We start from the raw sequence: 20,361 nt of genomic DNA on the forward strand, positions 1-20,361 counted from the left end.
ACGCTGCCGCCCGTTGGGATTGAGGAGTGCTTGGTGGGGGTTGATGTGGTCCTGAACGAGGTGCGTCAGCCGGGGACGAGTTCGAGGCGTCGTCGGTTGACTCAGCTTGACGTCGTACCTGACTCGGATGACGTGTTCGTGCGGTTGTGCGCCCGGAGTTCGTTGCCGATGTTGGGGCGGGTGGATCCGTACGGCGACCTGGTGCTGACGGCGGTGGAGATGCCGCAGTTCGTCGCCGAGCTGGACCAGGAACTCGCGGGGCCCCTCACGGTCGCGGAGCGCGAGGTGCTGTCCGCCGTACGACGCCTCGCCGAGCGCTGCGCGACAAACCGATCCACCGAGCTGCACCTCGAGGGCGACTGAGCACAGTTGGGGAGGATCCTGTGCCGAATCGGGCAGGAAATCCTCCCCAAGCCGCCTCAGGGGATGAGGACGACCTTGCCGGTGGTTGCGCGTTGTTCTAGGGCTCGGTGGGCGGTGGCTGCGTCGGACAGGGGGAAGGTGGTGGTGAGTGCCGTCCAGCGGCCGGAGGTGGTTTCTTCTAGGGCGGCTGCTTCTAGGGGTCGGAGGCGGCCGGCGAATTTGGCGCCGATGGCCCAGCTGGCGGTCAGGCCTCGGGTCATCAGGTCTTCGTGGGTGAACTCGATGGGTCCGCCGCCCGACCAGCCGAACATGAGGACGCGGCCGCCGACGCCGAGCAGGTCGAAGGCTTGCTGTCCGTTGGGGCCGCCCACTCCGTCGAAGAGCAGCGTGATGTCGCGGTCGCCCAACTCGGCCTTCAACCGCGCGGGCCAATCGGGGTCGCGGTAGTCGATCGCGTACTGCGCACCGAGCGAGCGGACCGTCTCGACCTTGGCGGGACCGCCGGCCAGCCCGATGGCGATCGCGCCGGCGTTGCGCGCCGACTGGATCAGGTAGCTGCCGATCCCGCCCGCGGCAGCCGTGATCAGTACGACGTCGTCCGCGGTGAGATGCGCCTGCTGCAGGATGCCCGCCGTCGTACGGCCGGTGCCGATCGCGGCGACTGCCTGCGCGGCGTCGACGTGATCGGGAAGTTCGTACAGCGACTCGACCTTCGCCACCGCGCGTTCGGCGTACCCGCCTGGCACCATGCCCAGATGGACCACGACCCGCTTGCCGATCCACGTCGGGTCGACGTCCGGTCCGATCGCACTGACCCGCCCCGCGACCTCGCGCCCCGGGATCGTCGGCAGGTCCGGGACCGGGATCGGCCCGCCGCCGGTGGTGCCTGCGCGGATCATCGTGTCGACGAGGTGGACGCCCGCGGCCTCGACCTCGACCAGCACCATGCCGCTGCCGGGAGTGGGGTCCGGAACCTCCTCGTACACGAGGTTCTCCGCCGGACCGAACGTATGCAATCTGATCGCTTTCACGCGGCTCACGCTAGGACCTCAACAATGATTGAGGTCAACCTCTGCCACTTCCTTACGTTGTGTACTAAAGTGCGCTCCGAGGGAGGGTGACGTGGCGAAGATTCTGAGGGGTGCGACCGCGCAGGAGACGCACAGCGCGATCCTCGACCTGATCCGTTCCAGCGGGACGGTGACCCGCGTCGACCTCGCCGACCGCTCCGGCCTGACCGGCGCGTCGATCTCCCGGGTGGTCAAGCGACTGCTCGCCGACGGCCTGATCATCGAGACCGGGTACGGCGACCCGACCGGCGGGAAACGCGCCACGCTGCTGCAGTTCAACCCGCGCGCGCGGCACGCGGTCGGTATCGCGGTGGACACCCCGAGTACGACGTACGTCGTCACCGACATGAGCGGCCGGGTGATCGAGCAGCTGTCGTCGCGGGGGATCGGCAAGGATGCGCCGGCGACTGCCGTCCGCCGGATCACGGCCGAGCTCGAGGACCTGATCGTGAAGGCGGAGATCGAGCCGTCCACGCTGGTCGGAGTCGGCGTGGCGCTGGCCGGCCGGCAGGGCCGGGGCGGGACGCGGCTGCTGCGGACCGACTCGGAGAAGTACGCGTGGGAGCCGTTCGCGGTGCGGGACACGCTGAAGGCGGCGATCGACCACCCGATCGTGGTGGAGAACGACTCGACCTGCGCGGCGATCGGCGAGTTCTGGGCCGGGAAGATCCCGTCGGTGAACGACTTCGCGACCGTCTACCTGGCGGCCGGTTTCGGGCTCGGCCTGGTGACGAACGGCGATGTGTACCGCGGTTCGTCGTCGAACGTCGGCGAGATCGGCCACATGGTGCTCGACGTCAACGGGCCGATGTGCTGGTGCGGCGGACAGGGCTGCCTGGAGAGCCTGGCCGCGCCGAGGGCCGTGGTTGCCCGCGCCGAACAGGACGCGACGCTGGCCGACAAGCTCGGTCTCCGTGGTCGTGAGACGTCCGTACGCGCGGACTTCGCCAAGATCGCGCGCCTCGCCGCCGGCGGTGATCCACAGTGCGTCGAGCTGATCGAGGAGTCCGCGACGTACCTGGCGAAGGCGCTGCTCTCGATCACCAACCTGCTGGACCTGAACCAGATCATTCTGGCCGGCCCCGGCTTCAGCGAGGCCGGCGACATCTACGTCCGGGTCGCGTCGACCGAGCTCAACCGGCTGTCGTTCGTCCGCGCGATGCACCCGACCCGCGTCGAGCTCTCCAAACTCGGACCGAGCGCGGCGGCGCTGGGCGCCGCCTCACTCGTCCTGCACAGTCAGCTCACTCCGCACCAGAACGCGCGCTCGTGAGGAAGTTCTGCAGCCAGCGGCCGCTCTTCTTCACGATGCGCGCCTGCGTCGCGTAGTCGACGTACACGATGCCGAAGCGGCGGCTGTAGCCCCACGACCACTCGAAGTTGTCGAGCAGCGACCAGGCGAAGTACCCCTTCAGCGGGAAGCCCTCGGCGACCAGTTCCTGGCAGACGGCAACGTGCTGCTGGAGGTAGTCGAGTCGCTCGTCGTCCTCGACCGTGCCGTCCGTGGTCAACTCGTCGAGGTACGCCGATCCGTTCTCGGTCACGTACAACGGCAGCTCGGGCGCGAGCTTGTTGATCGTGACCAGGATGTCGCGCAGACCGGTCGCCTGGATCGGCCAGCCCATCTGGGTCCGCGGGAGACCGGTGTCGACGGCAGCGACGTTCTCGCTGCCCGGTTGGGTGGAGGCGACCGGCGACGAGATCGGCCCGTCCGGCGCGGCCACCGTGGTCGGGCAGTAGTAGTTGACGCCGATGAAGTCGAGCGGCGCCCCGATCAGCGGCAGGTCGGCCGCCTGCGCCGCGAACCACTCCGTCATCCCGGTGTCTTCCAGGACGTCCGCCGGGTACTGCCCGGACAGCAACGGCTCGAGGAAGAGACGGTTCCGCAGGCCGTCGATCCGGCGCGCGGCGTCGCGGTCGGCGGGGGAGTCGGACGCGGCGTGGATCGGCGCCGGGTTGAGCGCGATGCCGTACGTCCCGCCCTCGGACCGGATCGCGTCCAGCGCGAGACCGTGCCCGAGCAGCAGGTGGTGCACAGCCTTCAGCGCGTCGGCACCTTCGGCGCGGCCCGGCGCGTGCTCACCGTTGCCGTACCCGAGGAACGCCGAGCACCACGGCTCGTTCAGCGTCATCCAGTGCTTGACCACGTCCGACAGGGCGTCGTGCGTGACGGCGGCGTAGTCGCGGAAACGCTCGGCCGTGTCACGCACCAGCCAGCCGCCGGCGTCCTCGAGCGGCTGCGGCAGGTCCCAGTGATACAGCGTCGCGTACGGCGTGACGCCGTTCTCCAGGCACGTCTCGGCGAGCCGCTTGTAGAAGTCGAGCCCAGCAGTATTGACGGCGCCTGCGGGCATGATCCGCGGCCACGCGATCGAGAACCGGTACGCGTTCAGCCCCAGGTCCGCGAGCAGCCGGACGTCGTCGGCGAACCGGACGTAGTGCTCGTCGGCCACATCGCCGGTGGTGCCGTCCGCGATCCGCCCCGGAGTGTGGGCGAACGTGTCCCAGATACTCGGGCCGCGGCCGTCCGCTGTCGTGGCGCCTTCGACCTGGTACGACGCGGTCGCCGCACCCCAGGTGAACCCGCTCGGGAACCCGTTCGTCACGTCGTCTCCTTCTCGACCCAGTACTGCTTGTCCGGAAGCAGGCTACCTAACCGGTTAAGCAGCTCCTCGGGCAGGTCCGCATCCTGGGCAGCGATCAGCGCGTCGACGCGGGCCGGCTTGCTGATGCCGACGACCGTGCCGGCGATTCCCGGGTCGTCGATCGAGTGCCTGAGCGCGGCAGTCGCGAGGTCGATGCCGTACTCGCGGCACGCCTTGTCCATCTCCGCGACGGCCTGCAGGACCGCGGCCGGCGCCTCGCGGTAGGCGTACTTCGTGGCGCCGGACGGGTTCGCGAGGATCCCGCCGCCGTAGACCGCCGCGTTCACCACCGCGATGCCCTCCGCGCGAGCCCGCTGGAAGATGCCGTCGGCCGAGCGGTCGACCAGGCTCCAGCGGTTGTGCACGAGCAGTACTTCGAACCCGCCGAGATCCAGGTACCGGGACAGCTCACGAGTGTCGCCGCCGGCCAGGCCGACGTGCCCGATCTCCCCGTCCGCGCGCAGCTGCATCAGCGTGTCGACGGCGTCGCGCATCGACTCGAAGTCGTGGGCCTCCGGGTCGTGGAGGTGGACCAGCGGCAGCTCGTCCAGCCCGAGCCGCTCCTTGCTCTCGGCAACGCTCGCCCGGACGCGTGCGCCGGAGTAGTCGCCGTCCTTGGCGTCGACCTTCGTCGCGACCAGGAACCCTTCGGACAGTCCGCCGTACTCGCGGATCGCCTGGCCGATCCGGGTCTCGCTGGAGCCGTCGCCGTACCCGTTCGAGGTGTCGATCCAGGTGATCGGGCTGTCGAACACCCGCAGTACCAGGTCGACCGCTTCCTGGGGCGTGACGTCGTACCCGAAGACGGCGGGCATGCCGGCGATCGCGCTGCCGCCGGCACAGGCGGCGGAGACGGTCAGACCGGTCGAACCCAGCGGACGGAGCCAGTTTTCAGTCATGCGCCGGAGCCTACGGTGTCGGTGCTTGCCGTGTATGGGAACCCGTCAGGGTCGACGTAGACCTTCGTCCCGTCCGGCGAGATCGCGACCGGTAGGTCCGGCGGGTCGCCCGCGAGTTCGGCGTACGCGAAACCCGCGACGTCGAGCTGCGGGTCCCGGGACGTCTTGGGGACGTCGTACGTGAAGACCTCGAGGACGGTCTCGCCGCCCTTGAGGTAGCCGATGTGGAAGCCGCGGCTGTCGTGCGGCTGCTCGATGGTTCCGATGAAGTCGAAGCCGTGGTGCTCGTGGTAGTGGGCGGCGGTCGCGTCGCGGTCCTCGATCGTGACGGCGACGTGGTCGAACCGCGGTCGCTCGGGAACGCCCAGAGAGCGCTCTCTGGCGACGCCGGCCGCGTCCAGGACCTCGGCGTACTCGAGATCGCCCTGGATCAGCTCCAGCAGCGTGCCGTCCGGGTCGTAGAAGAAGCAGATCCGGACGTTGCCCTCGGCGTCGAGCGGGTCGAGTTTGAACTCCACCCCGGCGTCCTTCAGGACGCCGGCCCGCTCGTCGATCCGGTCCACCTTGAACCCGATGTGCCGGAAGCCCTTCTGCAGATCGTCGGGCGACCAGGTGCTCTGTCCCCGGTCATTGCTCACGGCCCGTAACTCGACCGTCGCGGTCACCGCGTCCAGTACGGCGCGCTGCGCTGTCGGCTCTCCGACGACGCGGAGCTCGAGAAACCTGGTGTAGTACTCGACGGAGCGCTGCACGTCCGTGCAGTTGACCACGACGTTCTTGATCGGCATAGCACCTCTCTCAGTTTTTCACGGCGCCGAGCATCATCCCGGCGACGAACTGCCGTTGCATCCGGACGTAGACGATCACGACCGGTACGACGGACAACGTGAGACCGGCGGTGAGGGCCGGCCAGTTCGTGGAGTACTGACCCATCAGCGTGAACAGCACCGGCTGCAAAGGCAGCGAGTCGGTGTTCCGCAGGACCGTGTTGGCGATCAGGAACTCGTTCCAGGTGGACAGGAACTGGAAGATCACCACGGTCGCGATCCCGGGTCGCGTGAGCGGCAGGATCACCCGCCGGAAGATCGTCAGCTCACTGCCGCCGTCCACCCGCGCGGCCTCGATCAGCTCGTCCGGCAACGTCTGGAAGAACGCCCGCATCAGGAACATCGCGAACGGCGCCGATCCCGAGATGTAGAGCACCAGCAGACCGGCCTGGCTGTCGAGCAGACCGAACGACTTGAGCTCGAGATACAGCGGGATGATCAGCGCCGTCGACGGCATCATCAGCGTCGTCAGCAGCAACACGAACAACGTGTTGCGGAACGGGAAGTCCAGCTTCGCGAACGCATACCCGCTGAGGGTGGCGAAGACGAGTACGCCGATCACGGTCACCGACGTGATCCACACGCTGTTCCAGAAATGCAGCGGGAACTCGATCGACGTCCAGGCGTCCTTGTACGCCGTACCGGTGAACTTCCGCGGGATGATCGGCCCGTTGAAGATCGTGTTCTGCTCGCGCAGCGACGTGAGCAGCATCCACACGAACGGGAACGCCATCAGCAGGCAGAACGGCAGCAGCACGAACGTCGCGAACGACTTACCGAGCAGGTTCTTCCTCATCGGTCCGCCCTCCGGGTCAGCCAGAGCTGCGCGATCACCGCGAGCGTGCAGAGCACCATCGTCACGACGCTGAACGCGCTGGCGTACCCCAGTTGCGGGATCGAGCCGGACGTCGACCCGAAGGCCAGCGAGTACAGATACGTGCCGAGTACTTCGCTGGCGTGGTTCGGCCCGCCGCCCGTCATCACGAAGATCACGTCGAACGCCTTGAACCCGTTGAGCAACCCGAGGCTGACGATCAGGCCGGTCACGATCCGCAGGCTCGGGACCGTGATGTGGCGGAACTGCTGGACCGTGTTGGCCCCGTCCATGGCCGCGGCCTCGTACAGGTTGGGATCGATGCTCTGCAGACCGGCGAAGTAGATCAGCATGTTGAACCCGAGGCCGCCCCAGACCGTCACCACGACGATCGCCGGCAGCACGGTCTTGTGGTCGGCCAGCCACGGGTGCTGCAGGCTGTCCAGACCGATTGCCCCGAGCAACCGGTTGAGGGTGCCGATGTTCGGGTCGTAGATCAGCTTCCAGAGCACCGCCGACACGACGAACGACACGATCCCGGGGATGAACAGGATGGTGCGGACGACGACACCGACCTTCGGCCAGATCACGTTCACCAGCACCGCCGTGACGAGACCGAGGAACGTCAGGATCGCCGTCGTCACGCCGGTCAGCACCAGCGTGACGATCAACGCCCGGCGTGCCACCGGATCGTGCAGCATCCGGCTGTAGTTGTCGAAGTTCACGAACCGCGGCGCCCCGAACCCGCCCCACGAGGTCAGGCTCAGGTACGCCGTGTAGAGGATCGGCCAGAGTACGAAACCCAGGAACAGGACGAACGTCGGAAGAACGAAGAGATAGCCCGCGACTCTTTGCGATTTTCTGAGCGGCGTCCCGAAGAATTGGGCTGTCGCCATCCGATCAGCCGCCCTTGGCGTTCTGCACCGCCTGCTGCATCGCCTTCGCGACCGCCGCCGGCTCGCCGCTGCCGTCGAAGATCTTCGCGAGTGGATCGCCGGCCGCCACCGAGCCGGGACCGAACGGGATGTGCGGGCAGCCGTCGCCGTCGAGCAGCCAGGACGTCATCTGCTTCATGATCGGCAGCTCGATCCGGGCCGCCGCGCTCTTCGTGGCCGGCATCGAGTTGGAGCCGTTCATCGTGGGGGAGTACTGGTCGGCGGAGTACATGAACTTCAGGAACTCCAGCGCGGCGTCCTTGTTCTTGCTGGTCGCCGACAACGCCCACCCGGCACCCGCCTGGTTCGCCGTCCAGTGCCGCTTGCCGGGCGCGATCGCCGGTGTCTTCATCACCTTGTACAGCTTGTTGAACGCCGGCGTCGCGTCCTTCGTCAGCCCCTGTGGCGTCCAGCTGCCGTTGAAGAGCATCGCGGACTTCCCGGTGTAGAAGATCTGCGGCGCCTGGTCGCCACTGGTGCCCGTCGTACCGGGCTGGAACACGCCGGCCTTGACGATCTTCTGCTGCAGTTCGATCGCCTGGACCACCTTCGGGTCCTCGTACGTCGCGCCGTCCTTGAGCTGATCGAGTTTCAGGTAGTACGTCGGGTCGTCGGCGACCTGCGTGATCAGCGGCAGGAAGAAGTCCAGCGAACTCGTCGTCGGGTTGCAGCTGAGCGCCACCGGGAACTTGCCGGTCGCCTTGATCTTCGCCGCCGCCGCGATCAGGTCGTCCCAGGTCTCGATACCGTCCTCCGCGACACCCGCCTTCTTCAGCATGTCCGGGTTGTAGAAGAGCCCGAACGTCTGCGCCATCCAGCCGACGGCGTACTGCTTGCCGTCCAGCGTGTACTCCTGGTTGGCCGAGTCGAAGAAGTCCTTCAGGAAGTCGTCGCCGAGCTCCTGCTTCAGGTCGGCCGACACCCCGCCGGTGCCGTAGGTCAGCGCCCGCGTGTGCGGCGCGAAGATCTCCGGTACGTCGCCACCCGCGACCGCCGCCTGCAACGCGGGCAGGTACTGGTCCGGGGTGCCGAAGATCCGGTTCTCGATCTTGATGTTGCTGTGCGCGGCCTCGAACGCGCTGATCAGCTTCGGGAACTGGTCCTCCTGGTCGTTGTACCAGGACCACATCCGGACCACGGCTTTCCCGCCGCTCGTGGTGCCGCCGCCGCTGTCACTCCCGCCGCAGGCGGCCAGTGCCGACCCGAGGCCGAGTGCACCCACCGCCCCTTTCAGAACCGTCCGCCGCCGCACGTGCTGTTCGCCCATCGGAGACTCCTCGTAGTTCGCCTCACGACCCTCTCTACAACTTCCTAACTGAAAGTAAGAAAGTGGTCAAGGCCACAGCCCAACTTTGTGCACCCACCAACCATTTCGGGGGGCTGTCCATGGTTGGTGGGTGCTCAAAGTGCGAGACCTTAGGGTTGGGCGCATGGTGGTGCGGTTGAGTGAGCGGGCGCCGGCGGTTTCGCCGGATCGGCTGTTGTCCGAGTGCGTGCCGCCGCCGCGGTTCGCCGAGGTCCGGTTCGGCACGTACCGCCCGGATCCGGACGAGCCGTCGCAGACGGAGGCCCTCGCCGTGCTGTCGGCTCGGGCGGAGAAGCTGGCCAAGCCGCGGCCGACGCCGTCGCTGTGGTCTCGGTTGCGCGGACGGAACGTGTCCCCGGACAAACCGGGCATCTACCTCGATGGCGGATTCGGCGTCGGCAAGACCCACCTGCTCGCTTCGTTGTGGCACGAGTCCTCGGGCCCGAAGATGTACTGCACGTTCGTCGAGCTCACCAACCTCGTCGGTGCCCTCGGGCTGCGGACGGCGGTCGAGGCGCTGTCGGCGTACCGGCTGGTCTGTATCGACGAGTTCGAGCTGGACGACCCCGGCGACACGATGCTGATCTCGCGGCTGCTCGGTCAGCTGGTCGAGGCCGGCGTCGAGTTCGCGGCGACCTCGAACACGTTGCCCGACAAGCTCGGCGAGGGCCGTTTCCAGGCGATCGAGTTCCTCCGCGAGATCCAGGGTCTTGCAGCGCGCTTCGACGTACGGCGAGTGGACGGGCCCGACTACCGCCATCGAGGGCTCCCGGTGGCGCCGGACCCGTGGCCCGACGAGAAGGTCGAGCAGGAGGCCGCAGTACGGGCGAACGCGTCGTGCGACCACTTCGTCGACCTGCACCGGCACCTGGCCGAACTGCATCCGAGCAAGTACGGCGCCCTGCTCGACGGGATCGAGACGGTGGCGATCACCGACGTACGGCCGCTGACCGACGAGAACGTGGCGTTGCGGGTGGTGGTGCTCGCGGACCGGATGTACGACCGCAACCTGCCGCTCCTCGCGAGCGGCGTCCCGCTCGACCGGCTGTTCTCGGCCGAGATGCTGAAGGGCGGCTACCGGAAGAAGTACCTGCGGGCCTTGTCGCGCCTGATCGCACTGGCCCGTGCCGCATGATTCCCTGAACCGATGAGAGTCGAAGGACAGCGACGTAGGGTCTCGCTGGTGCTGTTCGCGGTGGCGCTCGGGTTGCTGGGTGCCGGGGGATTCGTGCAGTTCCGCGACACGTCGGGGTTCGGCAGCAGCTACTGGATCTTCCCGCTCGGGCTGCTTGCGGTGGTGCCGGCGGTGGCGTCCGTGGTGGTCGCGTGGCCGGAGCCGCGGGCTCGGTTGTCGCTGGGGATCGTGCTCGGTGTGCTGACCGTGGTGATGATCTGGCAGGACATCGTCAACGACGGGTTCCGGTTCATCTGGAACCAGAACGAGGGCGAGCTGCAACAGCTCGAGATCGTGCTCTTCGTGCTGGCCTTCGTGCTGCTCACCACCGCCGGGGCACGGCTCGGCGGCGGACGGTGGCTGCTGCGCGCCGCGGCGTACCTGGTCGGCACTGTCGTGGTGTCACTCGTCGTCACGGTGATCGGGATGATGTACCACGACAAGACCGGGTGTGCCCCCGACGCGGAGGAGTGTCTGGCTGGGCTCCTGGGGATTCTGTGGGGCGCGGCCGCGGTCGTGGCCTGCCTGGTGGCGGTGGTCGTGATCGAGCTGATCTTGTGGTCCAGACGACGGCGGAAAGCCGCTGAACTCATGGGCTGATGAGGCAGGATGACCTAATGGCGAAGCAGAAGAAGGGCCAGAAGGCAGCCGGTGGGGGACTGCGGGAGCAGCTGCGGGTGCCGGTCGGCGAGGTGGACCTGACGAAGTACGACACGCGTGCGACGGCGGGGTTCAGCGGGACCAAGGACGACGGCAAGCTCGCGCTGGAGAACCTCGGCGCCGAGGTCTCGGACTGGCAAGAGCGGCTGTTCGCCGAGGGCCGGACCGGTGGCGAGCGGAGCATTCTGCTGGTGCTGCAGGGGATGGACACCTCCGGCAAGGGCGGCGTGATCCGGCACGGCGCGGGGCTGATGGACCCGCAGGGCCTGAAGATCACCTCGTTCAAGGCGCCGACGCCGGCCGAGAAGCGCCGCGGGTTCCTGTGGCGGATCCGGCAGGCAGTGCCCGGGCACGGGATGATCGGGGTCTTCGATCGGTCGCACTACGAGGACGTGCTGATCGCCCGGGTGCGCGAACTGGTCACGCCGAACGTGTGGACCCGGCGGTACGACCAGATCAACGAGTTCGAGGCCGAGCTGACCGCCAGCGGCGTGACGATCGTGAAGTGCTACCTGCACATCTCGGCCGACGAGCAGCGGGCCCGGCTCGAGGAGCGCCTCGCCGACCCGACCAAGCACTGGAAGTACAACCCGGGTGACGTCGACGAGCGGCAGCTGTGGCCCGACTACATGGAGGCGTACCACGCGGCGCTTGAGCGCTGCAACACGCCTGACGCGCCCTGGTACGTCATCCCGAGCGACCGCAAGTGGTACCGCAACTGGGCCGTCACCACAATCCTCCTGGAGACGCTCAAGGAGCTGAACCCGGAGTGGCCTGCGGCCGACTTCGACGTCGAGAACGAGAAGAAGCGCCTGGCAGCAACCTGACAGCGGCTAGGTGGCCCTGGTCCTGGACCATCTACGGTTGCCCGCATGGCGTTGATCCTGGCTCTTCTCGCCGTCCTGGGGATGGGTGGCTATCTCTGCGTCTTCGTGGCGTTGCACGTGCTTCCGACCGGCTACCACCCGGTCCGGCATGCCGTCAGCGACTACGGCGTCGGCCGCTACGCGTGGCTGTTCCGCTGGGCACTCGTGGCTTCGTCGGTCGGCATCCTTGCACTGGCCGCTGGACTCGCGCTCGAGCCCGGCACCCCGACAGTGACCGTGCTGCAGTTGGTGTTCCTGTTTCTGATCCCGGTGATGCGGGCCGGCATGCTGAAGTTCCCGACCGACCTCGAGGGGCAGCGACTGACCCGGTCCGGCCGGCTGCACTATGTGTTCGCGGTCGCCGCGTTCGCGCTGACGTACTCCGCGATCGCCGACATGACGCCCGAACTCGGATCTGTCGGCGCCTGGGAGTCGGTGAGCGGCTTCCTGTCGGTGCTGCGCATCATCGCCGTCGTGTCGCTCGTCCTGCTGGTGATCGCGCTCGTGCCTCGGCTGCGCGTGGTGTTCGGTCTGTTCGAGCGCGGGTTCCTGCTCAGCACGAACCTGTGGTTCCTGACAGTCGGGATCTGCCTGCTCGTCGAAGCCGCGACCTGAGCATCAGCTGTCCGGGTCGATGTCGTGGCGCCGGAGCAGGTCGCGGAGCGCAGCGACCTGCTCGTGCAGGCGCTCGTTCTCCTCGAGGACGGCGTTGAGTTCGGCGAGCAGGTGATGCCGGCGGCCGTACGTCGTCCACGTGTTGGCGGGGTCCTCGGCGAGCATGCCCGTGACGAGGTCGTGTGACCGCTGGCGCCAGTTCATGTGCTTCTCGAGCTTCCGGCGTACCTCGTCGGTGCTCTCGGCGAGCTTGGTGATGATCTGGCCGCCGACCCCGTCGCCGTCGTGGAGTACGCCGAGGAGCAGGTGCTCCGGACCGACCTGCTCCGCGCCACGGGCCCGCGCCTCGCCCCACGCGAACTCGAACGTGCTCTTCGCGCGCGGCGTGAACGGGATCGTCCCGGCGGCCGCACCGCTCCGGCCGCGGCCGATGATCTCGACGACCAGATCCCGCACCGCCGGAGCCGTGACGCCCAGGTCGGCGAGCACACGCGACGCGACGCCCTGCCCCAAGGTGATCAGGCCGAGCAGTAGGTGCTCGGTGCCGACGTACACATGGTCGAGGCTGCGCGCCTCCTCCTGCGCCAGCACGATGACGTGCCGGGCCTGCTCGCTGAACTGTTCGTACATGGGATCTCCCCTCCACCAGTCCTGCACGAGATCGAAGGTCAGCGCCTCCTCGTCGAGAACCAGCTCGACCCGAAGGCGTTCCTGCAGGTCCTCGGCCGTCACCGGGTGGTGCTCGAGCCGGCTCCGGACGAAGGCGGCGGCCTCGTGGTACCCGGCGTCACCGGACGCGATCCGATCGAGCAGATCGTCGACGTCGGCGACCGGCTCGAGTTGCAGCTCGGCGCGGTTCAGCGTGACGAACTGCAGCACGACCGCGACCGCCACCACCCGGTTGGCTCCGTCGAACGGCCGCGCCCGGACCAGACCCGCGAGCAGCACCCCAGCCGACTCCGCGAGGCCGCCGGTCAGCCGTACGCCGTCCAGCACGCGATCGATCGCGTCCAGGTTCGATCGGCGTACGACGTCGTCGGAGTCGCACCGCAGCACGCGCGCGGCGATCGCGAGAACGTCGTACCGACCGAGGTAACGCATCAGTCGTCTCCACGCAGCCGGCGCAACGATTCCTCGTGCCGGACGAGGTTCTGCTCGAGCAACTCGCTGAACTGCACGTCCTGCCGCCGCTGATCCACCAACGCGGCGATCGCCTCACGCGCCACGTCCGACACCGAACGCCCCTCCACCGAAGCCACAGTCTGCAACCGCTCAGCCAACACCGGATCGAGCCGCAACAAGATGTTCTTGGTCCCATCCTTCGCCATAGCTATCAAGATATCACGCTAGCCCGAGCGTGAACCGCCACGCAGGCAGAACCCCTCGAAACGGCCGGTTGGACCCCTTCGACGGCGGGTTGTGCCTGCGTGGCGGTCCGCCTGTGGATAACGGCCGCGGCGACGGCGCGATCCCTGCCACGCTGGTTCGGTGGCTGAGGTGGTTGAAGTCCTGCAGAAGGCGGGTGGGAGCGCGACGTTCGCGCAACTGCACGCACTCGTCCCCTCGCGGGCGATCCGGCTCGCGCTGGCGCAGGGCCGGATCAAGCGCGTCGCCAAGGGCCTGTACGCCCTGCCGATCGATCCGTCGCCGCTGACTGTCGCCCGCGCGTACGGCGGTGTCCTGTCACACGAGAGCGCGGCGCAGCACCATGGGCTCGACGTCGTCACGATGCCGCTCAAACCCCATGTCACCGTCGCTCGCCGCCAGCGTAGGCGCGAGACGCGGCTTGCGTGCACCCTGCACTGGTCCGATGCTCCCGAACTCGACGGCGCGACCACGCCGCTGCGCACTGTCCTCGACTGCGCGCGGAGCCTCCCGTTCTGCGAGGCCCTCGCGGTCGCCGACTCGGCACTGCGCAAGGGCCTCGTGACGCGGGACGAACTGCTCGCCGCGGCGGTCTCGGTCCGGGGGCCAGGGCGGGCACGGGGGATCAGGCTGGCCGAGGCGGGTGATCCGCGCGCGGCGTCGGCCCTCGAGTCGGTGTTGCAGGGTCGCGTCCTCAAGGCCGGGTACTGCGGTTTCGTGCCGCAGTTCGTGATCGCGGACGACGAGTTCTTCGCGCGCGTCGACCTCGGTCACCCGGAGCTGCGGCTGGTCCTGGAGGCCGACTCGTTCGCTTACCACGCGTCTCGCGAGGCGCTGCGCCGCGACTGCCGCCGCTACGTCAACCTCGCCATGCGCGGGTGGACCCTGCTGCGATTCTCATGGGAGGACGTGGTGCTCGACGAGGGGTGGGTCGCCCAGGCGCTGGCGGGTGTCTTGAGCGGACGGGCGCGCAGGCAGAACCCCCGGAAGTGGGCCGCATAGGGGCCCAACAGAGGGTTCTGCCTGCGGGGAGGTTCAGGCCGTACGCACCAACTCGGGGCGGGCGATGACTGGGCGGGGGGCCGGGTCGAGGGTTAGGAGGTCGAGGCCGGCTACGCCGTAGCGGAGGAGGACCAGGCGGGCTACCTCCGTGCTGACGCCGAGGGGGGCCGAGACTGCGACCGCGCCGGCGCGGCGGGACGTGGTTTCGGCTCGGTCGGGGAGTACGCCGGGGGCGAGGAAGAGGGAGCCGACCGCGACGTGGCGGCGGCCCTCCAGGCGCCACTGGAGTACGGCCTCGGCCGGTGACGGCGAGGCGGCGCAGACGAACGCGGCGGTGACGGGGAGCCGGTGACGCTGGCCCCACAACCGCGCGAGGCGGGTGACGCTCGCGTTCGCGTGCGAGTCGCTCGAACCGGCGGCCGCGAGCACCAGCGCGTCCAGCTCACGCACCCGGCCGCCCTTCAGCTCGGCGCGCATCCGGCGGTCGAGTACGTCGAGCAGCGTGTCGTCGAACCCGAGCACGTCGGACGCGATGATCCGCAGGTTCGGGAACCGGCTCTGCGCCTCGTCGAGGACGGCCGGTACGTCGATCCGCGCGTGGTACGCGGCCGACAGCAGCAGCGGCAGGACGACGACCTCCTCGACGCCCTCGGCGGCGAGCTTGCCGATCACCTGGTACGGCGTCGGCGGGCAGTGGTCGAGGAAGGAGGCTTCGATCCGCAGGTCGTCACGCATCTCGCGCAGGCACTTCACGAGCGAGTGGACGGTGGCGGCCGAACGCGGATCGCGGCTGCCGTGGGCGAGGATCACGAGCGCTGGAGCAGTCACAGCAGTTCCCCTTCTTCGTCGTCGATCATTCCGGCCGCGAGCGTCCACCCGTCGTGGGCGTCGATGAGCAGGAACGAACCGGTGATGGCGTTGCTGGAGTACGGGTCGGCGGCCAGCGGTGCGGCGATCTTGAGCTGCACCTTGCCGATGTCGTTCAGGTCGAGCTCGGTGGCGTCGATGACTCCGAGCGTGTCGAGGTCCAGCGCGCCGGTGATCTTGGTGACGATCGCCTGCGCGGTGGTGGTGGTGTGCTTGATCAGCACCCGGGCCCCGACGGTCAGTGGCCGGTCGGCCAGCCAGCTGATGGTGGCCGCCAGTTCCCGGCGGGTGCCGGGGGAGTGCTCGGCGGCGACGATCACCGAGCCGCGGGCGACGTCGATGTCGTCGGCGAGCCGGACCGTGACGGCTTCACCGGCGATCGCGGACGGCCGTTCGACGACCGCGGTGCTGGTGGCGGTGACGACCGGCCGGTCGATGCCGGCGATCGACGTACGGCGTCCCGCCGGCAGCACGATCACCGGGTCGCCGACCGTGACGGTGCCGGAGGCAACGGTTCCGGTGTAGCCGCGGTAGTCGCGGTACTCGTCGGTCTGCGGGCGGATCACGTACTGCACCGGGAACCGCAGCGGCTGCGCAGAGTTGTCGATCCGCCCGTTCGCGTTCTCCAGGAACTCGAGCAGTGTCGGTCCGTCGTACCACGGGGTCCGGGTGGAGTGTTCGACGACGTTGTCGCCGGCGAGGGCCGAGACCGGGATGGCTTGGATGTCCGCGATGCCGAGTTGGTCGGCGACCTCGTTGACGTCCTCGGCGATCTTGGTGAACCCGGCCTCGTCGTAGCCGACCAGGTCGATCTTGTTCACCGCGAGTACGACGTGCGGCACCCGGAGCAGACCGGCGACGGCGAGGTGCCGCCGCGTCTGCTCGAGTACGCCGTGGCGGGCGTCGACCAGGATGATCACCACGTCCGCCGTCGATGCGCCCGTGACCGTGTTCCGTGTGTACTGCACGTGCCCGGGGCAGTCGGCCAGGATGAACGAGCGCTTGTCGGTGGCGAAGTACCGGTAGGCGACGTCGATCGTGATGCCCTGCTCGCGTTCGGCTCGCAGACCGTCGGTGAGCAGTGCGAAGTCGAAGTCACCGCCGCGGGCTTCGGAGACCGTCTTCACGTGCGCGATCTGGTCGGCGAGGATCGCCTTGCAGTCGTGCAGCAGCCGCCCGACCAGCGTCGACTTGCCGTCGTCCACCGATCCGGCCGTTGCCAGACGCAACAGGGTGCTCATCAGAAGTACCCCTCTCGTTTGCGGTCTTCCATCGCGGCCTCGCTGGCCCGGTCGTCGGCGCGGGTCGCGCCCCGCTCGGTGATCTCGCTGGCCGCGACCTCGATGACGACCTCGGCCGGGCTTACAGCTGTCGATGCAACCGCACCCGTGCAGGACATATCGCCCACGGTCCGATAGCGCACCAGGCGGCGGTCCACCTCTTCACCGGAGCGAGGCTGCGAGTAGGGGCCGACGGCAAGCAGCATGCCGTCGCGTTCGAACACGTCCCGCTCGTGGGCGTAGTAGATCGAAGGCAGCGGGATCTGCTCGCGCTCGATGTAGTTCCACACGTCCAGCTCGGTCCAGTTGGACAGCGGGAACACCCGCACGTGCTCACCCGGCCGGTGCCGCCCGTTGTACAGCGACCACAGCTCCGGGCGCTGGTTGCGCGGGTCCCACTGACCGAACTCGTCCCGCAGGCTGAAGATCCGCTCCTTCGCCCGGGCGCGCTCCTCGTCACGCCGGCCGCCGCCGAAGACGGCGTCGAAGCGGTGCGCGTTGATTGCGTCGAGCAACGGTACGGTCTGCAGCTGGTTCCGGGTCCCGTCGGTGCGCTCGCGCAGCCGGCCGTCGGCGATGTAGTCCTCGACCTTCGCCACCTCGAGCTTCAGCCCGAGCTGCTCGACGACCGCGTCGCGATAGGCCAGTACTTCGGGGAAGTTGTGGCCGGTGTCGACGTGCAGCAACGTGAACGGCACGCCGGCCGGCGAGAATGCCTTCCGGGCCAGGTGCAGCATCACGATCGAGTCCTTGCCGCCGGAGAACAGGATCACCGGCCGCTCGAACTCCGCCGCGACCTCGCGGAACACGAAGATCGATTCGCTTTCCAGAGCATCCAGCTCTGTGACTGTGTTGATCACTGGCGCGGTCACGTGTGCAACCCGCATTCGACCTTGCCGGTGCCCGCCCAGCGGCCGCTGCGCGGGTCCTCACCGGGCGCGACCTGCTGCGTGCACGGCTCGCAACCGATCGACGGGTAGCCGTCGTACTGCAGCAGGTTCACGAGTACGCCGTTGTCCTGGATGTAGCTGTCCAGGTCCTCCTGCGTCCACGGCGCGATCGGGTTGAGCTTCACCATGTCGCGCTTCTCGTCGTACTCGACGACCGGCGTGTTGGCGCGGGTCGGCGCCTCCTCGCGGCGGATGCCGGTGACCCAGGCCTTGTAGCCGGACAGGTACCGGTTCAGCGGCTCGACCTTGCGCATCGCGCAGCACTTGTTCGGGTCGCGGTCGTGCAGTTTCTCGCCGTACTCCGCGTCCTGCTCGGCGACCGTCTGCTTCGGCAAGGCGTTGATCAGGTGGATCGGCAGCATCGCGGCGACCGCGTCCCGGGTCCCGATCGTCTCGGCGAAGTGGTAGCCGGTGTCGAGGAACAGTACGTCGACCCCGGGCGCCGCGGCGGCCGCGAGATGGGGGAGTGCGCCGTCGGCCATCGAGGCGGTCACCACCAGTTCGTCACCGAAGGTCTCCCGCGCCCACGCGAGCACCTCCACCGCCGACGCGTCGGCGAGACGTTCGTTCGCCTCCTCGGCGATCGTCTTCAGATCCGTACTCATTCCACCGTCACCCGCAACCCGATCATCTTCAGCTGGAACACCCGTGTACACGGCCGGCACTCCCACGCACCATGGCCCTCTTCAGAAGGACGAAGGTCCTCGTCCCCGCAGTAGGGGCAATACATCGGTGCCGCACGTTCGCTCACTGAAGTGCCTCCTGGTCCGCTCGGGTGACCCACTGGGCGAAGCGCTCGCCCTCGTTGCGCTCCTTCAGGTAGTTCTGGGTGACACGTTCCACGTAGTCGGTGAGCCCGTCCGCCGTGACCTTGTGACCGCGCAGCTTCCGGCCGAACCCGGCGTCCAGCCCGAGGCCGCCGCCGAGGTGCACCTGGTAGCCGGGCACCTGCTTGCCGTCGGCATCCAGTACCAGCTGGCCCTTCAGTCCGATGTCCGCGACCTGGATCCGGGCGCACGAGTTCGGGCAGCCGTTGACGTTCACGGTGATCGGTACGTCGAGTTCGGGGATCCGCTCCTCGAGCTCGTTGATCAGCTGCGCCGCCTTCGCCTTGGTCTCGACGATCGCCAGCTTGCAGAACTCGATGCCGGTGCAGGCCATCGTGTTCCGCCGCCACGCCGACGGGTTCGCCTGGTACCCGAGCGCGTCCAGCTCGGCGACCAGCGACTCGACCTGCGACTCCTCGACGTCCAGCACCAGCAGCTTCTGCTGGGCGGTGGTCCGGATCCGGTCCGACCCGTGCCGCGCGACCACGTCGGCGACCTGCGCGAGCGATGTACCGGAGACCCGGCCGACGACCGGCGCGACGCCGACGAAGTACTTGCCGTCGTTCTGCTTGTGGACGCCGACGTGGTCACCCTGGATCGCGGGGACCTCGGGCGCCGGTCCGTCGATCAGCTTCCGCTTGAGGTACTTGTCCTCGAGGACCTCGCGGAACTTCTCGACGCCCCAGTCCGCCAGCAGGAACTTCAGCCGGGCCCGGGTCCGCAGCCGGCGGTAGCCGTAGTCGCGGAAGATGCTGGTGACCCCCCACCAGGCTTCGGCGACCTCGTCCAGCGGGATCCAGGTGCCCAGCCGCTGCGCGAGCATCGGGTTCGTCGACAGGCCGCCGCCGACCCACAGGTCGAAGCCCGGGCCGTGCTCCGGGTGCACGACACCGACGAACGCGATGTCGTTGACCTCCGGTACGACGTCGTGCGACGGGTGCCCGGTGAGCGCGGTCTTGAACTTCCGCGGCAGGTTGGAGAACTCGTCCGAGCCGATGTACTTCGAGACGATCTCGTCGATGGCCGGCGTCGGGTCGATGATCTCGTCCGCCGCGATGCCCGCGACCGGGCTCGCGATGACGACCCGCGGTACGTCGCCGCACGCCTCGGTCGTGTAGAGCCCGACCGACTCCAGCTGCTGCCAGATCGCCGGCACGTCCTCGATCCGGATCCAGTGCAGCTGGATGTTCTGCCGGTCGGTGATGTCCGCGGTGTCGCGCGCGTACGTCGTGGAGATGTCGGCGATCACCCGCAACTGCTCGGCGGTCAGCTGGCCGCCCTCGATCCGGACCCGCAGCATGAAGTAGCGGTCGTCCAGCTCCTCCGGCTCCAGCGTCGCGGTCTTGCCGCCGTCGATCCCGGGCTTGCGCTGGGTGTACAGACCCCACCAGCGGAAGCGGCCGCGCAGGTCGGCCGGGTCGATCGAGTCGAAGCCGCGGTGCGCGTAGACGTTCTCGATCCGCGCCCGGACGTTCAGGCCGTCGTCGTTCTTCTTGTTCTCTTCGTTCTTGTTCAGCGGCTCGCGGTATCCGAGCGCCCACTGACCTTCGCCCTTGCCCTTACGGGGGCGGGCGGGTTTGCGGGCGGGGGAGGTGACGCCGGCAGTCATCTGGGGCGTGTCCTTGTCCTCGTGACAGGTGCTCACCGAGGGCGGCAGGATCGAAGCGTCGTCGGTTCGATGCGTTCCGCGCGGTGCGCACCCAGCGGTGATCGGGGGTGATCAGGGGGCCGTCGTTGGCCCTGGCAGGGTGGCTGTCAGAACATCGAAGGACAACAGATGGCACTGCGCATCCGCCCGAGGTCGACATGGAGCCGACCTACGAGGTGGGTGGTGAACGCAGCGAGCATGTCCACAAGCGTCAGCTCGAACCGCTGACAAATCAACTCCCATTCCTA

21 protein-coding genes are annotated in these 20,361 nt (G+C 68.3%); 7 read left to right on the plus strand and 14 right to left on the minus strand.

Features of this window, described 5'->3' with window-relative positions; all coding sequences use genetic code 11:
* Positions 1-96: 96 nt before the first annotated feature.
* Positions 97-363, plus strand: coding sequence for a hypothetical protein (locus tag OHB24_RS31220; RefSeq protein ID WP_327634444.1), 267 nt, complete (start codon positions 97-99; stop codon positions 361-363).
* Between the two features lie 56 nt (positions 364-419).
* On the opposite strand, the gene OHB24_RS31225 is transcribed toward OHB24_RS31220, so the two are convergent.
* Positions 420-1,394 (minus strand): zinc-binding dehydrogenase, encoded by a 975-nt coding sequence (locus OHB24_RS31225; protein WP_327634445.1) that lies wholly within the window; start codon positions 1,392-1,394, stop codon positions 420-422.
* Between the two features lie 91 nt (positions 1,395-1,485).
* On the opposite strand from OHB24_RS31225, the gene OHB24_RS31230 reads away from it, so the two are divergent.
* Positions 1,486-2,706 carry an ROK family transcriptional regulator gene (locus OHB24_RS31230; RefSeq protein ID WP_327634446.1) on the plus strand — a complete coding sequence of 407 codons (1,221 nt, stop codon included), beginning with the start codon at positions 1,486-1,488 and terminating at the stop codon, positions 2,704-2,706.
* On the opposite strand, the gene OHB24_RS31235 is transcribed toward OHB24_RS31230, so the two are convergent.
* From OHB24_RS31235 to OHB24_RS31260, 6 genes are read right to left on the minus strand one after another with little or no spacing between them, the layout of a single operon-like run.
* Complete coding sequence (locus tag OHB24_RS31235; RefSeq protein ID WP_327634447.1) at positions 2,678-4,039, minus strand: GH1 family beta-glucosidase; 1,362 nt, start codon at positions 4,037-4,039, stop codon at positions 2,678-2,680. The two genes, OHB24_RS31230 and OHB24_RS31235, sit on opposite strands and share 29 nt — an antisense overlap.
* Entirely contained in the window at positions 4,036-4,977 is a 942-nt protein-coding gene (locus tag OHB24_RS31240; RefSeq protein ID WP_327634448.1) for an aldo/keto reductase, read from the minus strand. The genes OHB24_RS31235 and OHB24_RS31240 overlap by 4 nt, the downstream gene beginning before the upstream one ends.
* A complete protein-coding gene (locus tag OHB24_RS31245) occupies positions 4,974-5,765 on the minus strand; it encodes a VOC family protein (RefSeq protein WP_327634449.1) in 792 nt (263 codons plus the stop codon). Before OHB24_RS31245 ends, OHB24_RS31240 begins: the two co-directional genes overlap by 4 nt.
* 10 nt (positions 5,766-5,775) lie before the next feature.
* Positions 5,776-6,600, minus strand: a complete 825-nt coding sequence (locus tag OHB24_RS31250; RefSeq protein ID WP_327634450.1) for a carbohydrate ABC transporter permease — start codon at positions 6,598-6,600, stop codon at positions 5,776-5,778.
* The gene (locus OHB24_RS31255; RefSeq protein WP_327634451.1) at positions 6,597-7,514 is read right to left on the minus strand and encodes a carbohydrate ABC transporter permease; all 918 of its coding nucleotides are present in this window, start codon (positions 7,512-7,514) and stop codon (positions 6,597-6,599) included. The genes OHB24_RS31250 and OHB24_RS31255 overlap by 4 nt, the downstream gene beginning before the upstream one ends.
* Before the next feature lie 4 nt (positions 7,515-7,518).
* Positions 7,519-8,820 (minus strand): ABC transporter substrate-binding protein, encoded by a 1,302-nt coding sequence (locus tag OHB24_RS31260; protein WP_327634452.1) that lies wholly within the window; start codon positions 8,818-8,820, stop codon positions 7,519-7,521.
* A 163-nt stretch (positions 8,821-8,983) separates the two neighbouring features.
* Here OHB24_RS31260 and zapE point away from each other — a divergent pair, with 163 nt between their 5' ends.
* Genes zapE through OHB24_RS31280 form a run of 4 tightly spaced genes read left to right on the plus strand, consistent with a single transcriptional unit; the run spans position 8,984 to position 12,174 of the window.
* On the plus strand, positions 8,984-9,994 hold the full coding sequence (gene zapE, locus OHB24_RS31265) for a cell division protein ZapE (protein WP_327634453.1): 1,011 nt from the start codon (positions 8,984-8,986) through the stop codon (positions 9,992-9,994).
* A 12-nt stretch (positions 9,995-10,006) separates the two neighbouring features.
* On the plus strand, positions 10,007-10,633 hold the full coding sequence (locus OHB24_RS31270; protein ID WP_327634454.1) for a hypothetical protein: 627 nt from the start codon (positions 10,007-10,009) through the stop codon (positions 10,631-10,633).
* A 17-nt stretch (positions 10,634-10,650) separates the two neighbouring features.
* On the plus strand, positions 10,651-11,520 hold the full coding sequence (locus tag OHB24_RS31275; protein WP_327634455.1) for a PPK2 family polyphosphate kinase: 870 nt from the start codon (positions 10,651-10,653) through the stop codon (positions 11,518-11,520).
* A 45-nt stretch (positions 11,521-11,565) separates the two neighbouring features.
* Complete coding sequence (locus OHB24_RS31280; RefSeq protein WP_327634456.1) at positions 11,566-12,174, plus strand: DUF998 domain-containing protein; 609 nt, start codon at positions 11,566-11,568, stop codon at positions 12,172-12,174.
* 3 nt (positions 12,175-12,177) lie between these two features.
* On the opposite strand, the gene OHB24_RS31285 is transcribed toward OHB24_RS31280, so the two are convergent.
* Complete coding sequence (locus OHB24_RS31285) at positions 12,178-13,275, minus strand: Clp protease N-terminal domain-containing protein (protein ID WP_327634457.1); 1,098 nt, start codon at positions 13,273-13,275, stop codon at positions 12,178-12,180.
* On the minus strand, positions 13,275-13,502 hold the full coding sequence (locus OHB24_RS31290) for a hypothetical protein (RefSeq protein ID WP_327634458.1): 228 nt from the start codon (positions 13,500-13,502) through the stop codon (positions 13,275-13,277). Before OHB24_RS31290 ends, OHB24_RS31285 begins: the two co-directional genes overlap by 1 nt.
* Positions 13,503-13,662: 160 nt before the next feature.
* Between OHB24_RS31290 and OHB24_RS31295 the strand changes: the two genes are divergently transcribed.
* Complete coding sequence (locus tag OHB24_RS31295; RefSeq protein WP_327634459.1) at positions 13,663-14,541, plus strand: type IV toxin-antitoxin system AbiEi family antitoxin domain-containing protein; 879 nt, start codon at positions 13,663-13,665, stop codon at positions 14,539-14,541.
* A gap of 33 nt (positions 14,542-14,574) precedes the next feature.
* Here OHB24_RS31295 and OHB24_RS31300 read toward each other — a convergent pair whose 3' ends face one another.
* From OHB24_RS31300 to OHB24_RS31320, 5 genes are all read right to left on the minus strand, one after another.
* Complete coding sequence (locus tag OHB24_RS31300) at positions 14,575-15,369, minus strand: sirohydrochlorin chelatase (protein WP_327634460.1); 795 nt, start codon at positions 15,367-15,369, stop codon at positions 14,575-14,577.
* Positions 15,366-16,649 carry a sulfate adenylyltransferase subunit 1 gene (locus OHB24_RS31305; protein ID WP_327634461.1) on the minus strand — a complete coding sequence of 428 codons (1,284 nt, stop codon included), beginning with the start codon at positions 16,647-16,649 and terminating at the stop codon, positions 15,366-15,368. Before OHB24_RS31305 ends, OHB24_RS31300 begins: the two co-directional genes overlap by 4 nt.
* Complete coding sequence (cysD, locus tag OHB24_RS31310; protein ID WP_327634462.1) at positions 16,649-17,560, minus strand: sulfate adenylyltransferase subunit CysD; 912 nt, start codon at positions 17,558-17,560, stop codon at positions 16,649-16,651. Before cysD ends, OHB24_RS31305 begins: the two co-directional genes overlap by 1 nt.
* On the minus strand, positions 17,557-18,243 hold the full coding sequence (locus tag OHB24_RS31315) for a phosphoadenylyl-sulfate reductase (RefSeq protein WP_327634463.1): 687 nt from the start codon (positions 18,241-18,243) through the stop codon (positions 17,557-17,559). Before OHB24_RS31315 ends, cysD begins: the two co-directional genes overlap by 4 nt.
* 142 nt (positions 18,244-18,385) lie before the next feature.
* Positions 18,386-20,074, minus strand: a complete 1,689-nt coding sequence (locus tag OHB24_RS31320; protein WP_327634464.1) for a nitrite/sulfite reductase — start codon at positions 20,072-20,074, stop codon at positions 18,386-18,388.
* Positions 20,075-20,361 lie beyond the last annotated feature (287 nt).

It is taken from the genome of Kribbella sp. NBC_00482, from assembly GCF_036013725.1.
Classification (GTDB): domain Bacteria; phylum Actinomycetota; class Actinomycetes; order Propionibacteriales; family Kribbellaceae; genus Kribbella.

Coding starts and splice junctions, on each gene's coding strand:
- OHB24_RS31240 (WP_327634448.1), bottom strand. CDS start 4,977: ATGACTGAAAACTGGCTCCGTCCGCTGGGTTCGACCGGTCTGACCGTC.
- OHB24_RS31245 (WP_327634449.1), bottom strand. CDS start 5,765: ATGCCGATCAAGAACGTCGTGGTCAACTGCACGGACGTGCAGCGCTCC.
- OHB24_RS31250 (WP_327634450.1), bottom strand. CDS start 6,600: ATGAGGAAGAACCTGCTCGGTAAGTCGTTCGCGACGTTCGTGCTGCTG.
- OHB24_RS31255 (WP_327634451.1), bottom strand. CDS start 7,514: ATGGCGACAGCCCAATTCTTCGGGACGCCGCTCAGAAAATCGCAAAGA.
- OHB24_RS31260 (WP_327634452.1), bottom strand. CDS start 8,820: ATGGGCGAACAGCACGTGCGGCGGCGGACGGTTCTGAAAGGGGCGGTG.
- zapE (WP_327634453.1), top strand. CDS start 8,984: ATGGTGGTGCGGTTGAGTGAGCGGGCGCCGGCGGTTTCGCCGGATCGG.
- OHB24_RS31270 (WP_327634454.1), top strand. CDS start 10,007: ATGAGAGTCGAAGGACAGCGACGTAGGGTCTCGCTGGTGCTGTTCGCG.
- OHB24_RS31275 (WP_327634455.1), top strand. CDS start 10,651: ATGGCGAAGCAGAAGAAGGGCCAGAAGGCAGCCGGTGGGGGACTGCGG.
- OHB24_RS31280 (WP_327634456.1), top strand. CDS start 11,566: ATGGCGTTGATCCTGGCTCTTCTCGCCGTCCTGGGGATGGGTGGCTAT.
- OHB24_RS31285 (WP_327634457.1), bottom strand. CDS start 13,275: ATGCGTTACCTCGGTCGGTACGACGTTCTCGCGATCGCCGCGCGCGTG.
- OHB24_RS31290 (WP_327634458.1), bottom strand. CDS start 13,502: ATGGCGAAGGATGGGACCAAGAACATCTTGTTGCGGCTCGATCCGGTG.
- OHB24_RS31305 (WP_327634461.1), bottom strand. CDS start 16,649: ATGAGCACCCTGTTGCGTCTGGCAACGGCCGGATCGGTGGACGACGGC.
- OHB24_RS31315 (WP_327634463.1), bottom strand. CDS start 18,243: ATGAGTACGGATCTGAAGACGATCGCCGAGGAGGCGAACGAACGTCTC.
- OHB24_RS31320 (WP_327634464.1), bottom strand. CDS start 20,074: ATGACTGCCGGCGTCACCTCCCCCGCCCGCAAACCCGCCCGCCCCCGT.